The sequence below is a fragment of the Belnapia mucosa genome (assembly GCF_016775475.1).
GTDB classification, from domain to species: domain Bacteria; phylum Pseudomonadota; class Alphaproteobacteria; order Acetobacterales; family Acetobacteraceae; genus Belnapia; species Belnapia mucosa.
Window position 1 is genome coordinate 1 of record NZ_JAEUXJ010000026.1, and the last position, 11,790, is coordinate 11,790.

13 protein-coding genes and 2 pseudogenes are annotated in these 11,790 nt (G+C 67.5%); 6 read left to right on the forward strand and 9 right to left on the reverse strand.

The window, feature by feature from the left end:
• Both JMJ55_RS31790 and JMJ55_RS31795 read right to left on the reverse strand, forming a co-directional pair.
• Positions 1 to 335: alpha-hydroxy-acid oxidizing protein (locus JMJ55_RS31790; protein WP_328702789.1), on the reverse strand; the 335-nt coding region annotated here is incomplete at its 3' end.
• Positions 336 to 411: 76 nt separating this feature from the next.
• Positions 412 to 690, reverse strand: a pseudogene (locus tag JMJ55_RS31795) (hypothetical protein); the annotation flags it as partial.
• 152 nt (positions 691 to 842) lie between these two features.
• Here JMJ55_RS31795 and JMJ55_RS27540 point away from each other — a divergent pair.
• Entirely contained in the window at positions 843 to 1,037 is a 195-nt protein-coding gene (locus JMJ55_RS27540) for a hypothetical protein (RefSeq protein ID WP_202828821.1), read from the forward strand.
• 81 nt (positions 1,038 to 1,118) lie between these two features.
• Here JMJ55_RS27540 and JMJ55_RS27545 read toward each other — a convergent pair whose 3' ends face one another.
• From JMJ55_RS27545 to JMJ55_RS27555, 3 genes are all read right to left on the reverse strand, one after another.
• Positions 1,119 to 1,775 carry a phosphoribosyltransferase gene (locus tag JMJ55_RS27545; RefSeq protein ID WP_202828822.1) on the reverse strand — a complete coding sequence of 219 codons (657 nt, stop codon included), beginning with the start codon at positions 1,773 to 1,775 and terminating at the stop codon, positions 1,119 to 1,121.
• On the reverse strand, positions 1,772 to 2,419 hold the full coding sequence (locus JMJ55_RS27550; RefSeq protein WP_202828823.1) for a dienelactone hydrolase family protein: 648 nt from the start codon (positions 2,417 to 2,419) through the stop codon (positions 1,772 to 1,774). Before JMJ55_RS27550 ends, JMJ55_RS27545 begins: the two co-directional genes overlap by 4 nt.
• Positions 2,420 to 3,049: 630 nt before the next feature.
• On the reverse strand, positions 3,050 to 3,508 hold the full coding sequence (locus tag JMJ55_RS27555) for a CBS domain-containing protein (RefSeq protein ID WP_202828824.1): 459 nt from the start codon (positions 3,506 to 3,508) through the stop codon (positions 3,050 to 3,052).
• Positions 3,509 to 3,809: 301 nt separating this feature from the next.
• Here JMJ55_RS27555 and JMJ55_RS27560 point away from each other — a divergent pair, with 301 nt between their 5' ends.
• Positions 3,810 to 4,844 carry an SDR family oxidoreductase gene (locus JMJ55_RS27560; protein WP_202828825.1) on the forward strand — a complete coding sequence of 345 codons (1,035 nt, stop codon included), beginning with the start codon at positions 3,810 to 3,812 and terminating at the stop codon, positions 4,842 to 4,844.
• A 190-nt stretch (positions 4,845 to 5,034) separates the two neighbouring features.
• A complete protein-coding gene (locus JMJ55_RS27565) occupies positions 5,035 to 6,138 on the forward strand; it encodes an AI-2E family transporter (protein WP_202828826.1) in 1,104 nt (367 codons plus the stop codon).
• Positions 6,139 to 6,278: 140 nt separating this feature from the next.
• Here the strand turns inward: JMJ55_RS27565 and JMJ55_RS27570 are convergent, their stop codons facing one another.
• The 4 genes and pseudogenes from JMJ55_RS27570 to JMJ55_RS31805 all read right to left on the reverse strand — a co-directional run.
• A complete protein-coding gene (locus tag JMJ55_RS27570; protein ID WP_202828827.1) occupies positions 6,279 to 6,470 on the reverse strand; it encodes a hypothetical protein in 192 nt (63 codons plus the stop codon).
• 157 nt (positions 6,471 to 6,627) lie between these two features.
• Complete coding sequence (locus tag JMJ55_RS27575) at positions 6,628 to 7,527, reverse strand: L-dopachrome tautomerase-related protein (protein WP_328702788.1); 900 nt, start codon at positions 7,525 to 7,527, stop codon at positions 6,628 to 6,630.
• 6 nt (positions 7,528 to 7,533) lie between these two features.
• Complete coding sequence (locus JMJ55_RS31800) at positions 7,534 to 8,067, reverse strand: cupin domain-containing protein (protein WP_202828829.1); 534 nt, start codon at positions 8,065 to 8,067, stop codon at positions 7,534 to 7,536.
• Positions 8,064 to 8,750, reverse strand: a pseudogene (locus JMJ55_RS31805) (cupin domain-containing protein); the annotation flags it as partial. The gene JMJ55_RS31800 and the pseudogene JMJ55_RS31805, both read right to left, overlap by 4 nt.
• Positions 8,751 to 9,338: 588 nt before the next feature.
• Here JMJ55_RS31805 and JMJ55_RS27590 point away from each other — a divergent pair.
• Genes JMJ55_RS27590 through JMJ55_RS27600 form a run of 3 tightly spaced genes read left to right on the forward strand, consistent with a single transcriptional unit; the run spans position 9,339 to position 11,787 of the window.
• Positions 9,339 to 10,238, forward strand: coding sequence for a zinc-binding dehydrogenase (locus JMJ55_RS27590; protein WP_202828830.1), 900 nt, complete (start codon positions 9,339 to 9,341; stop codon positions 10,236 to 10,238).
• Between the two features lie 48 nt (positions 10,239 to 10,286).
• On the forward strand, positions 10,287 to 10,757 hold the full coding sequence (locus JMJ55_RS27595) for a (2Fe-2S)-binding protein (RefSeq protein WP_202828831.1): 471 nt from the start codon (positions 10,287 to 10,289) through the stop codon (positions 10,755 to 10,757).
• Between the two features lies 1 nt (position 10,758).
• The gene (locus JMJ55_RS27600; RefSeq protein ID WP_202828832.1) at positions 10,759 to 11,787 is read left to right on the forward strand and encodes an FAD binding domain-containing protein; all 1,029 of its coding nucleotides are present in this window, start codon (positions 10,759 to 10,761) and stop codon (positions 11,785 to 11,787) included.
• Positions 11,788 to 11,790 lie beyond the last annotated feature (3 nt).

The window sequence follows — 11,790 nt, forward strand, 5'->3', positions numbered from 1 at the left end:
CCCAGCCAGCAGGGTGAATCAAATTTCGAGGCCGAGAGGAATCCCCAATGACTCCGATCGGTCAGATTTTGCTCTAGCGTAACCACGATGGCCTCGTACCCGGCCCGCTCGGCCCGCGCCACGAAGCTCGCCGTCAGCTCGTTCCGCGCCGACCAATAGAGCTGGAACCAGCGCGGACCGTCGCCGATCGCCCTGGCGATCGTCTCCAGCGGACGCGACGCCTGACTGGAAGTGACGAAGGGAATGCCCATCGCGGCCGCCGCGCGCGCGGCGGGCAGGTCGGCCTCCCGGTGCGCCAGATCGAGGACGCCAACAGGCCCGAGCAGGAGCGGCAGCGGGAGCCTGCGGCCGAACTAACTCGACGGACAGGTCCCGCTTTGCCACGCCGCGCATCATGCGCTGCATGATCCTGTGGCCATCGAAGACCGCACGGTTGGCGGCGATCGTGCGCTCCAGGCCGGCGCCGCCTGCGAAGTAGGCGCCAGCATTGCGGCTCAGCTTTGCAAGAGCAGTGCGTTCCAACTGCTCCGGCGATACCGGGACCGACTGCCGCCGGCCAGCCAGGCCGGAGAGGTAGATCCGTGCCTGGCGCGCGCGACCGTGGCCTGCCATGCATCCTGCTCCACTAACATTCCTCGTGGCGGCACCGAAGGCGGATCTCAGACCGGGTCGCGCTCGATGAGGCTGCATCTGGGCGGGTAGGTCAGATCTCCAGCAACGCGTAAAGCGGATCGCAATGGCACTCTTGAGCCGATCGTCCGAAGTCGGGCTACATCATTTCCTTGATACCGTTGCGGATCAGCCACCAGTTGATGGGATAGGGAGTGGCAAGGCTGCAAAGCATGGCGATCATGCGCCATGAACCAGAACTCGGGCATGGCGGTCTCGAGCCGCGCCCCAAACACCTGATACAACAGGTACGATTTGGCGAAGACCATGTGGCCGCGCATCCCGGCATGCCGGGCCGTCAGCGACAGGTGTCGGTCATGATCACCCGCACCAGGCCCTTGCCAACCGAAGACCGCGCATGGGCTTGATGGTGACGTACCGGAAAGCGATATCGATCGCGAAGGCGAAGAGGTAGTCGGTGACCTGGACGGCAAGCATCCGTGCTGCCGCTAATCGGCTCGCCGCCATTTCGCCTCACCCTCAAGCAGTGCGGTCACCTCCGCGTCCTCGATTTGGCGGAAGTCATCGTAGAAGGCCCCGACCGAGCCGAAGAGGGTTGGCTCGGCCAGGAACACCGCCTCGTCACAAAACGGCCGAAGCGCCTCCGCGACCTCGCGCGGTGCTACCGGGGCGGCGAGGATGCGGCGCGCGGCACCGGCACGCTCCAGCGCGAGCAATGCAGCGCGCACCGTCGCGCCGGTGGCGATACCGTCGTCCACGAGGATGACCGTACGGCTATAGGGCACCACAGGGGCATGCCTGTGCAGCCACCGGCGCCGCATGCGCTCGATCTCGGCGAGTTGGTCCGCTGCCTGCTCCGTAATGAAATTAGGCGGTACGCCGAGCATTTCCACGACATCGTCGTTCATCACCGTCTGCGGTGGCTCGCCCTCGACTATGGCGCCCAGCGCGAGCTCGGGCTGACCCGGCGCTCCGATCTTGCGCACCAGCAGCAGGTCGAGCGGTGCGTCAAGGGCTTCGGCAATGGGCACGGCCACCGGCACGCCGCCGCGCGGGAGGGCGAGCACGACCGGCCGGGAATCCTTCAGGTACAGCAGGCGTTCGGCCAGGCCGCGGCCGGCTTCGGCGCGGTCACGGAACTTCATGGCAGACGACCTACCCGGTCCATGACCCGATCACGGGCGAGCACGACGACAGCACCGAGGGTTCCGGGTTCTTCGAATTGATGTCCGGTGCCCTGCACGACCCGGATCTCGGCCGCAGCCGGCATTTGCGCCGCAGCGCTGCGGTTCAGGGCCAGCACTTCCTCGTCGAGGCTGCCTACGATCAGCAGCGTCGGGGCACGCGTATGGGACGGCACTTCGAGTCCGGCGAGGTCAGGTCGGCCGCCGGGGGAGTCGACGGCGCACACTCGGTCAGGACGCAGGGCTGCGGCAGCCAGCATTGCCGCCGCGCCGGTCGAGCCACCGAAATAGCCGATCGGCACCGCCCCGCTTACGCTGGCTGGCGAGGTCAACCAACCGGTCGCATTCATCAGCCGCTTGGCGAGCTGCGGAATGTCGAACACTTTGCGCCAATCCTCGGCCTCCTCCGGTGGCAGCAGGTCGAACAGCAGCGTCCCAGGGCCGCCCTGGCACGTCGCCGCCGCGACGAAGGCGTTGCGTGGGCTCAACCGGCTGCCGTCGCTACCACGGGCGAATACCACGACACCGTGGCGCGGCTCGGGCGCGGGGAGGACGCCGTACAGGCCAAGCGGTGGGATGATGTTCCCGCGAGGTTCGGCGCCCATCCTGACTGCTTTATCTCTGACTAGGCCACGGGAGGCGGCATCTCGCGCGGCCCGGGCGGCGAGAGCGGTGGGATTTCCGGACCAGGCCCCGGGGTAGGGACATCCGGCCCCGGCATCGGCGGGATATCGGGTCCGGGCGGCGTCGGCGGTGGAAGATCGGGCCCCGGCTCGGGCGGCCGCGGCATGGGCGGCTGCGGCGGTTCCGATGGCGCTATGAGGCTACGGTGTTGCCCGAGAGGCATGGTGTCGCCCTTTATCTTGGCTGTGCGGTGGGAGCACCACCAGGTGTGCCGGGCGGTGGGATCACCGGTGTGGTGCGTGGAGTCGGATCGGGGACAGTACCCTGGATGCCCGGGTCTACGCCCATGGGCGGGCGGATCACGCCGCGGGCCCGGCCTCCGCCTTCCCGATCTTCGACGGTATTGTCACCGGTAGGCCCGCCGCCCAGGCGGTCGCGCCGGGGGGCTGCTGCGCCGCTGCCGGGGCGGGCGCCGTCCACCTCCGGAGGTGTGCGCCGAAGGGCATCCGGTACGGGCGAGGCACTCGACTGGGCCGCGGCGGGTCCAACCGTGCCCAGCACAGCCGCGAGCGCCAGCACGGCCGGAAAGAAGGGGTGCGCCACGCTCGGCCCTACGCACCCGGACCGGTGCGCGGACCGCCGGTCTGGGAGTGCTCTCCACCTGGGCGTGACACACCGGACAGGGCATCGCCCGCAGGCTTCGGCCCCTCGCCCATGGCCACGTCGCCAAGCGAGAGGATGCCGACCAGCCGCTTGTTGCGGTCCATGACCGGCAGGCGTCGCACCTGCTGCTCGCCCATCCTGCGCGAAACCTGGTCGAGATCCTCGTCCTCGAAGCAGTATTTCACGTCCGGGGTCATCACGTCGCGCACCTTGGCGTCGAGCGCCTTGCCCTCGGCCACGCCGCGCACGGCGATATCGCGATCCGTCACCATGCCGACCAGCCGGTCATCCTGGCCTACCGGCAGCACCCCCGCATCGCACTCCGCCATGCTGCGCGCAGCCTGCTGGATCGTATCGTCCGGACTGGCCACGCGCAGGTTGCGCGTCATCTTGTCGCTGACCTTCATATCCGTTCCTCCAAGGCCGGTAATGAACAGCAGGAGCGGGTGTACCCCACGTTGCCATTGAGGCGTCGGGCGCAAATGATTGGCGACACCTCGGCCGGCCTGCTGGATCAACGTGCTGCCGCGTGCCACGTTCGGGCGGTCGAGGGCAGCGCGCGGAACGACCCCGCACATTGCCGTGCGGGTCGGTGCGGGCAAGGCTTCCGTAGGATGACCGCACGAGGTGGCGGTCCTCGTGGCGAGTGGAACCGTCCCTGCCGTCACGCTTTGGCTGGCAATGCAGCACACACCAGGACACGTACCGATGCCGCCGGAAAAACCCGCCGAGGCCGAGGCATCGCCGCAGGACACGGCAACCCATTCGCGTCGTCTCTTGCTCGGCAGCGGCGTCGCTGCCGCGCCGGCGCTGCTCGCTGCCGGCGCCGCTCCGGTCACGGCACAGACGCAGGCGCCGCCGCGCAGCCTCGGCGATCCGCGCACCGAGTATCCGCGCCCGCCCTTCCCGCGACAGGAACAGCCTTGGCCGGGCCTCGCCGCCCGCATGCAGCCGCGGCCGGATCATGGCGAGACGAGCTACCGCGGATCGGGCAAGCTCGCCGGCCGGAAGGCGCTGCTGACCGGCGGCGACAGCGGCATCGGCCGCGCCGCCGCGATCGCCTATGCGCGGGAAGGCGCGGATGTGGCGATCAACTACCTGCCCGCCGAGGAAGAGGATGCGCAGGAGGTCGTGCAGTTCATCCGCCAGGCCGGACGCAAGGCGGTGGCGTTGCCGGGCGATATCCAGAACGAAGGCTTCTGCCAGCGGTTGGTGGCGGATGCGGTACGCGAACTCGGCGGCCTCGACATCCTGGTCAACAACGCCGCACGGCAGAGCGCACAGAAATCCCTGCTGGAGATCAGCACCGAGCAGCTCGATGCCACGCTGAAGACCAACCTCTACGCGATGTTCTGGATTACCAAGGCGGCGCTGCCCCACTTGCCACCGGGCGCCACCATCATCAACACCGCCTCGGTCGTCGCCTATGACCCGCCGGCCATGCTGCTGGACTACGCCACCACCAAGGCGGGCATCGTCGCCTTCACCCGCGCGCTGGCGAAGCAGGTGGCGGAGAAGGGCATCCGCGTGAATGCGGTAGCGCCCGGGCCGTTCTGGACGCCGCTGCAGCCCAGCGGTGGGCAGATGCCGGACGCCTTGCCGCAATTCGGCGCCGAGAGCCCGCTCGGCCGGCCGGGCCAGCCCGCGGAGCTCGCCGCGATCTATGTCCTGCTTGCCTCGGCGGAGGCGAGTTATGCCTCGGGTGGCGTCTTCGACAGCACGGGCGGACGACCAGGGCCGTAACTCGGCATGGCGGGAGCCGGGCATACCATTTGCAGGCCGGCCAGGCTCGACCGAAGGCCGAGCGGCATCGGCGCAGACCGAGGCGGCAGTGAAGGAGCAATCTTTAGAAGAGACCAGCATGCATAGGGCAAAGCCGGGCGGAGAGGACGCTGGCGCTTGGTGGCGCTCCGACCTCCGCTTCCTTCGCCGCGTGCTCATCGTCGCCGCGGTCGCAGGCCTCGCCTTGCTGCTCTGGGCCATTCGCTCCGCCCTGCTGCTGGCCTTCGCGGCCCTGGTCGTTGCCGTGCTGCTGCTGGCTGTGACCAAGCCGCTGGAACGATGGTTCGGGCTTCGGCGCATCTGGTCGCTGGCGGCCCTGGGTACGGTCCTGGTGCTTGCCCTCGCGCTGGTGGGCGTGATGGTCGGGGGCCAGCTCAGGTCTCAGGTCGCGCAGCTTGGCGAGCACCTGCCCGGTGCCGTGCAGAAATTCGAGACGCGCTTCGGCATCGACCTCCCTGTTCCCGGCGAGCGCAACAACCAGGACGCCGCTCCCGGTGGCAGGATGGGCAGGACAGGCCAAGCCCCGTCCTCGGGTCAGGAGGGCGGGCTCGATGGCTCCCTGATCCGCGACGTAGCGCGACGAGCTGCCGGGATCAGCTTCGGGATTTTCGAGGCGCTCTCGGCTTTGGCGCTCGCTGTGATTGGCGGCTTCTTCCTGGCTGCCGATCCCGGGCTCTACCGCCGCGGCTTGGTGGCCTTGCTGCCAAAGACCCAACATGCGCGTGCGGACGAGGCGCTGTGCGCGAGCGGCCGCGCGCTCCGTGTCTGGCTCCGGGCGCAGCTTCTCTGCATGCTGCTGGTAGGCGTCCTGGTCGGCCTCGGAACCTGGGCGATCGGCCTGCCGGCGCCGCTCGCAATTGGTCTTTTCGCCGGGCTAGCGGAGTTCGTGCCGTTTATCGGCTCCGTCCTCGGCATCGTGCCGGCCCTGCTGCTGGCCCTGGGGCAGGGGTGGGAAGTGACGCTGTGGACCATCGGGCTCTACGTCGCCGTCCAGCAGCTGGAGGCGAATCTGGTGTTCCCGCTACTCGGCCAGAAGATGATCCACATACCGGCCATGGTGCTGCTCTTCGCCATCGTGGCGTTCAGCGCGGTCCTCGGCATCGGTGGCACGGTGCTGGCGGCGCCCTTGACCGTGGTGGCCTTCGTGCTGGTGCAGAAGCTCTATATCCGCGACGTCCTGGGCGAGCGGATGCAGGTTCCCGGTGAGCCCGACGCGCCATCATCCGGTCCTGGTCACCGTCCCGGCGAGGGTTGAACCCGACGGTGGTGAGGCTTGCAAGGCCGCAGGTGCCCGCGCCGGCGCCGCTGGCCGGGTTTGCCTGCACGGCCTATCGCCAGGAGCCTGGGTCGTGCCAGGCAGCCCGATACGGTCCCCCGGCGCCGTGAAGGTCGCCGTCAACCTCCCGCCGCCTGCTGGTATCGGCTGAAAAAGCGCCCGTCGATGCAGTGTATGGCGGGATCGGCGACGAAGCGCAGATGAGCGTCACGCGCAGCGCAGAGGCCACAGCGCCGGACCACCGGGTTGGGAGCAAGGCCGGTTGGGTTGAAGAACAGGTCGAAGGGGATCGCGCCGCCGTTCTTGAGCAATGCCTGGCCAGCCTCAAGACGCGCGACGCGGACGCCGGTCCGAACCACAACACCGCGATGACAAAGCACCAGGACAACGCGTCAAGCCGCCGCCGACGCCACCGGGGTTAGCGCATGCCCGGCACCAAGCAGGACGACGCGGCCGCTATGCGACCCGTCAGGCGCGGGCCGTAATGCGTGCCTGTATCCGTACGGCAGGATGGCGACGGGTCGTCACCGCAGCAGCACCAGCGCTGCATCCAGGCGGATGCGGAACAGGGAATAGGGCCTGTGCCGAAGGTCCTTCCCACTCTGGCATTTCTACTGGCGACGCAACTGGTTCGCCGTGACGTAGAGATACCCGTCGGTAGCGAGGGACATTATGTCCGGCCAGAGCAGGCGCGTGTCGTGCGCCACCGTCTCCCAGGCCATCCGGATTCTGGCGCAGGATGGCGTTGTGCTCGTAGCCTGTAACATAGATCCGGCCGGCCGCGTCGGATTCCAGTCCATCGGCGCCGCCACCCTTGTCGCCTTCGTCCCGCACCGTCGCCGCCACTGCGTCATCGCTGAGCGAGCGGTCGGCCAGCGCTTCCGCCGAGACACTGAACAGACGGCGGGAAGCGAGCGGACAGTAGTAGAGCCGTGCGCCATCGGCACCGATGGCGATGCCTTCCGATCGCATGGTCACTGGCTTGGTCGTGTCGTCCGGCTGGCGCTCCATCAGTGCCCTGCCCTCGACGGGCAGGAAGTCCGGCGGTGGGATGGCCTTGGTCGTGGGGTGATCGTGCAGCCGGCGCCAGCTGTCGCCCGTGGCGAGATCCACGACGATGATGCCGTTCGGTTCTTGGTCGACGCTGTCGGTGATGTAGGCCGTGCCCTCTGCCCCGCGCCGCAGGTCGAAGCGCAGGTCGTTCAGGTAAGTGGTCGGCAGCGCCACCTCGCGCGGAAAGATGATGCGCTTCATCACCCGGTTGGTCGCCAGATCTACGCAGCTCAGCTTCGGCGGGCCGACCCTGGTCTGCTGGAACATTGGGCTGCCGGTATCCAGGATCCACAGGCGATCAACTGGGTCCACCACCGCGCTCTACACCGAAACGAGTGCGGTGGCGGGATCGTCCGGATCGGTGCGGTTGAACGCCTCGTCGGGATAGGCGACGGGCTTGCCGTCGCGTAGCTCGGCCACCGTGAAGCGGACATCATCGCCCCATTTGAGGAAGTTGAAGAAGATGCGGCCCGACTGTGAGACGGTGACGCCGGTGGGCATCGGCCCTTCGAATTCCGCGACCACCTCTAATGTTTCAAAGGCTTCCTCGGGCGGCGGCCGGAAAGGTTGTACGGTCTTGGTCATTTCGGCACCACGGGGGTCTTGACCTGCGGCAGGCCGCAGCAGGGTCTCGTCCAGCTTCAGGTGATCGGCGACCAGGCGGGCCGGCGTGTTCGCCATCCAGTTCGCCAGGGAGACGTCGGCATATTCGCCGCTGGCGAATATCTCGAGAAAGCGCACTGGTGTATCGCCGGTGTTCTGGATGTAGTGCCCGAAGGAACGGGGCACGTTACCCACATCGCCCGCTCCGAAAACTACGGTATTGGCGTTGCTGCCGCTGGCGAAGACCGTCATCTGGCGCGGCCGCTGATGTAGTATTGCCACTCGTCCGCCTGGGGGTGCCAGTGCAGTTCCCGCAACCCACCTGGCTCCAATTCGACCAGCGCAACGGACATGGTCCGGGATGCCGTGAAGTTGCGGCAATCCGCGATGCGCACCCAACCACCTCGGGTGCGCATGGGCGGCACCTCCATCAGAGCGAAGTTGAAGGGTTCCGGCACGGTCGGTTGCGAGCTCGACCGCAGATCGTCCCAGAGCGAGCCGGGCTTGCGGCCGTTGAAGATGTAAAGTTCCTCGGACGGACTTCGTTCGAAGGCCTCGGCCGGCCAGCCGAAATTCTGCGCCAGTACCCCCTTCGGCGTGTGCGCGAACCAGTCGGTGATGAGGAAGGTACTATCCTCGGAGAAGGCGCCATCATCGAAGGCCAGCAGGAACTTGCAGCCATCCGGGCCCAGACCCTGGATCGAATGCGGGATGCCGGCCGGAAAGAACCAGAGGTCACCCTCCTTCACATCCGCCGCGAAGTGGCGGCCCTCCTGATCCACCGCGGTGATACGCGCAGCACCGTAGAGCATGAAGGCCCATTCGGATTCCTTACGCCAGTGCAGCTCCCGGATTCCACCCGCGTCCAGCCTCATGTTCACACCGGCGGTCCGTTGGGCAATCGGGAACTGCTGCACCGTTACCTCACGCGCCCACCCGGCCGCGGTGCGCCGGTTGTGCGTCGCTCAAAAGGAGTAACGGAGCGCACCGAGGTTGCCGTGGTCGGTGGGTGGTGGTGTAAATTCGCCGGGGTTGGTCGCTTCGATGGCCCTGTTGCTCGGGCCAGGGTCGGCGGCGGCATGGCTTGAGGGATCGGGCATGACCTGCCTTTGACTATGGACGAATCAAGTCGCCACGGGACACCGACGCGAATAGCCAGATTAATGTCGCCTGCGTCCGGGGAGGTCGAACCGCCACAGCATCAGGTGCAGCAGATCGCGCACGGGCGGTGGCAACCCTGTTTAGCACAAGGGCGTTGGCCCGCAGAGATGACGGGGCTGTGCCGTCCCACTCCCGTATCGCGCATTCTTAAAAGCATCGTCTCTCATGCAGGTTCAGGCCGCAGTTCTCGAAAAGCCCGATGGTACGCTGACGCGGCGCAGGATCCGCATCGAGTCCGTTGAACTCGACGGCCGTTGCCCCGATGAGGTTCTGGTCCGGGTGACAAGCTGCGGCGTCTGCGGCACGGACCACGGCTGTATTCACGGGCTCGAGCCTTATCCCATTCCGGGCGTACTCGTGTCGTGTACGCCGTCGGGCGCGAGGTCACCCGGCTTAAGCCTGGCGACCGGGTCGTCATGGGTTTCCCTTTCTGCGGCGTGTGCCGAAATTGCCGCCGTGGTCAGCCGCGCTACTGCGAACAGGGCCGTAAGCTGATGTTCAGCGGCTACCGCCTGGACGGCTCGAGCCCGCTGAAACGCAAGAGCGGAGAAAGCTTGGCCGGACGCTTCTTCCAGCGGTCCTCCTGGGCAACCCATACGCTCGCTCCTGAGCGCCAGTTGGCCAAGGTGCCGGACGGCATCGACCATGACCTTTTTGGGCCGCTCGGCTGCAGCATCTCCACCGGAGCCGGCACGGTGCTGAATGAGCTACGTTCCGCGCCGGGCTCCAGCCTCGTCATCTTCGGTGCAGGTGCGGTGGGGCTCTCAGCGGTCATGGCCGCGCGCCTTACCGGGCTCACGACGATCATCGCCGTGGCCAAGGAGGCGCACCGACTGGCCCTGGCCCGCGAGCTCGGCGCCACGCATGCCCTCCAACCCGGCAGCACTCTGCTCGATGCCATCAAGGATCTAACGGGCGGCGGCGCCGACTACGCCATCGAGTCCAAGAGCGGGGCGAATCTAGTCGCGGAGGCGTGCCAGGCGCTCGGGGTGTTGGGCGTCTGCGCCATGGTGGGCGGCGCCAAGCCCACCGCCGAGGTCCGCCTGAATCACCCGGACATGCTGCTGCACGGCAAACGGCTGATCGGCATCCTGGGCGGTGGCCAAACGCCCGACTTCCTGCTTACCCTGATGCATCTACAAAGCCAGGGCCGTTTCCCGCTCGAGCGTCTCGTGCGCTGGTACGATTTCGCCGACATCAACCAGGCCATCGACAACAGCGACGCCGGTGCCGTCGTGAAACCCATTCTGCGCATTGCCTGACCTGGCCGTATCGCCACAGCCCTTCGCCGCCGAACGCATGGAGCCCGCATGGACGTCCTCCTCAAAGTGAATGGCACGGAGCATCGCCTTGCGGTCGATGTGCGCACCACCCTGCTTGACGCGCTGCGGGAGCGGCTGGAGCTGACCGGCACCAAGAAGGGTTGCGACCTCGGCCAGTGCGGCGCCTGCACCGTACTCCTGGACGGGATGCGCGTGCTGTCCTGCTTCACCCTTGCCGTCGCGGCGCAGGAGGCGGAGATCACCACCATCGAGGGGCTGGCCGGTGAGAACAAGCCACTGCACCCGATGCAGAAGGCTTTCCTCGAGCAGGATGCCTACCAGTGCGGCTACTGCACGCCAGGCCAGATCCTCTCTGCCATCGCCTGCGTGCAGGAGGGGCACGCAAACTCGGCCGACCAGATCCGCGAATACATGAGCGGCAACCTGTGCCGCTGCGCCGCCTACCCGAAGATCGTCGCCGCCGTGCAGCAGGCGAAGTTGCTGATGGAAGGCCCCTGACATGCGCCCCTTCGACTACCAGCAAGCCCAGGGCACGGCGGCCGCGCTGGCGCTCGCCGCGCAGCACCTCGCCCCGCCCGGCGAGGAGCGCATCCTCGCGCCCGCCCAGTACCTGGCCGGCGGCACCAACCTGCTGGACCTGATGAAGATCGGCGTTGCCCATCCGCCCGCGCTGATCAACATCACGGCGCTGCGGCAGGACCATGGCCGGATCGAAACCGACGCATCCGGCCTCAGGCTCGGTGCACTGGCACGCATGGCCGAGGCGGCGGAGCACCCGGCGGTGCTACGTGACTATCCTGCAATCGCGCAGTCCCTTCAGCTCGCCGCCAGCCAGCAACTGCGCAACATGGCGACGCTCGGCGGCAACGTGCTGCAGCGGACGCGCTGCAATTACTTCCGCGATCCAAGCTGGCAGGCCTGCAACAAGCGGGTGCCGGGAACGGGCTGTGCCGCCATGGCTGGCGTGAATCGCAGGCTCGCAGTGCTCGGCGTCAGCGAGCACTGCATCGCCCACTATCCCGGCGACTTTGCGAATGTCCTCGCCGCCCTCGGTGCCGAGGTGGAAATTCTGAGCTCGGATGGCACCGCGCGTCGCATCGCGTTCGAGGAGCTGCACAGGCTGCCCGGCGACGCGCCGCATATTGACACGAACTTGCGGCCGGGCGAGCTGATCATCAGCTTCCGCGTGCCTGCGGGGCCGTGGACCCGGCGGTCGCTCTATTTGAAGATTCGCGACCGCGAATCCTACGACTTCGCCCAGGCCTCGGCGGTGGTGGCGCTCGATCTTCAGGACGGAGTCGTGCGCGAGGCACGGGTCGGCCTGGGTGGCCTGGTGGCGAAACCCTGGCGCTCGCATGAGGCGGAGGCGGCGTTGCGAGGGCGAAAGCTTGATCAGGCCTCAGCCCAGGCGTCGGCCGACGCGGCCTTCCAGGGCGCGGTGACCCATGGCGAGAACGCCTTCAAGCCTGAGCTCGGGCGCCGCACCCTGGTGCGCGCCCTGCTCCAGGCCGCAGCGATGGAGACCTGACCC